We start from the raw sequence: 1,181 nt of genomic DNA on the forward strand, positions 1-1,181 counted from the left end.
AGGTGGTAGGATAGGCATCAACTCAGTCCTTTGGGTGTGGCTTGTTTTGTTTAGCGACTAATCAGATCGCACAAACTGGACTGAGTTCCCTTCCTCCGGTGATCTACTATTCGGAACAGCTATTTAGAAATTGCTGCCTCTCTGAACGTTGTCCATCCAGGTAATTATAAAGAACGAGGTAATCATGGTGGCCGCATCCCAGCCAAAACTATGACTCAGGATTTTGTCATTATTCGGCAAACGGAGGCAGGGAAGCATATATTGAGTCCATATAGCTTCAAATATTCTGATGCGCTGGATCCAGAAATAACATCCCCCCGTGTTGTTAATCGTACATTGGCAAAAGAGCGAATTGCCCTTGAGTATTGGCGTACTCAAAATATTGATCATGTGTTGATAACAGAGAAGAGTTTTGACGCCACCATTATTTACAATTTAGAGTTTCTACGAGAATGTTTTGATGAGGCTGAACTGATTCAGGTTTCGGCAGAATTTTATGCCAATGTTATTGTTCGGTTTAGGCACCACATGATAGCAACCCCTTTATCCACGCTGCTGATGTTAATTCATCAGGTAGCCTATGAACTTAATATTGATAAATTTCAGGTGCAGTGTTTGTTCCAGCACGCAGTTTATACCGGTCGTTTGAATATCGATTTGACACAACGAATCGAGTTATACCGTCCTCTGTCAGTAATACGGAGGTCTAATGCGGGTTAACCAAAAGATCGTGTCTGATACCAAAAATAGTTCCGAGCTGCTGATCATTGATATCTGCTGGGATACAATGCGGCTAGCTGTAACTGAATTGCTACTCGTTTCACCGAAACGGCCATTTACCTTGTCGCTTGACGAAGTTGAAAATGATATTTCTCAAGGGCGTAGACATATAGGGAAGGTGCGAACAAGTCCCTGATATGAGATCATGTTTGTCATCTGGAGCCATGAAAAAGGGTTCATCATGAGTCATCAGCTCACCTTCGCCGACAGTGAATTCAGCAGTAAGCGCCGTCAGACCAGAAAAGAGATTTTCTTGTCCCGCATGGAGCAGATTCTGCCATGGCAAAACATGGTGGAAGTCATCGAGCCGTTTTATCCCAAGGCTGGTAATGGCCGGCGACCTTATCCGCTGGAAACCATGCTACGCATTCACTGCATGCAGCATTGGTACAACCTGAGCG

General features: G+C 44.2%; 2 protein-coding genes. Both read left to right on the plus strand.

Features of this window, described 5'->3' with window-relative positions:
• Positions 1-141: 141 nt before the first annotated feature.
• A complete protein-coding gene (locus C3418_RS23625; RefSeq protein ID WP_308457657.1) occupies positions 142-720 on the plus strand; it encodes a TnsA endonuclease N-terminal domain-containing protein in 579 nt (192 codons plus the stop codon).
• Positions 721-961: 241 nt separating this feature from the next.
• The coding region (locus C3418_RS23630; protein ID WP_024176516.1) for an IS5/IS1182 family transposase at positions 962-1,181 on the plus strand (220 nt) is incomplete at its 3' end.

This window comes from Aeromonas sp. ASNIH8, assembly GCF_002919855.1.
GTDB lineage: Bacteria > Pseudomonadota > Gammaproteobacteria > Enterobacterales > Aeromonadaceae > Aeromonas > Aeromonas caviae.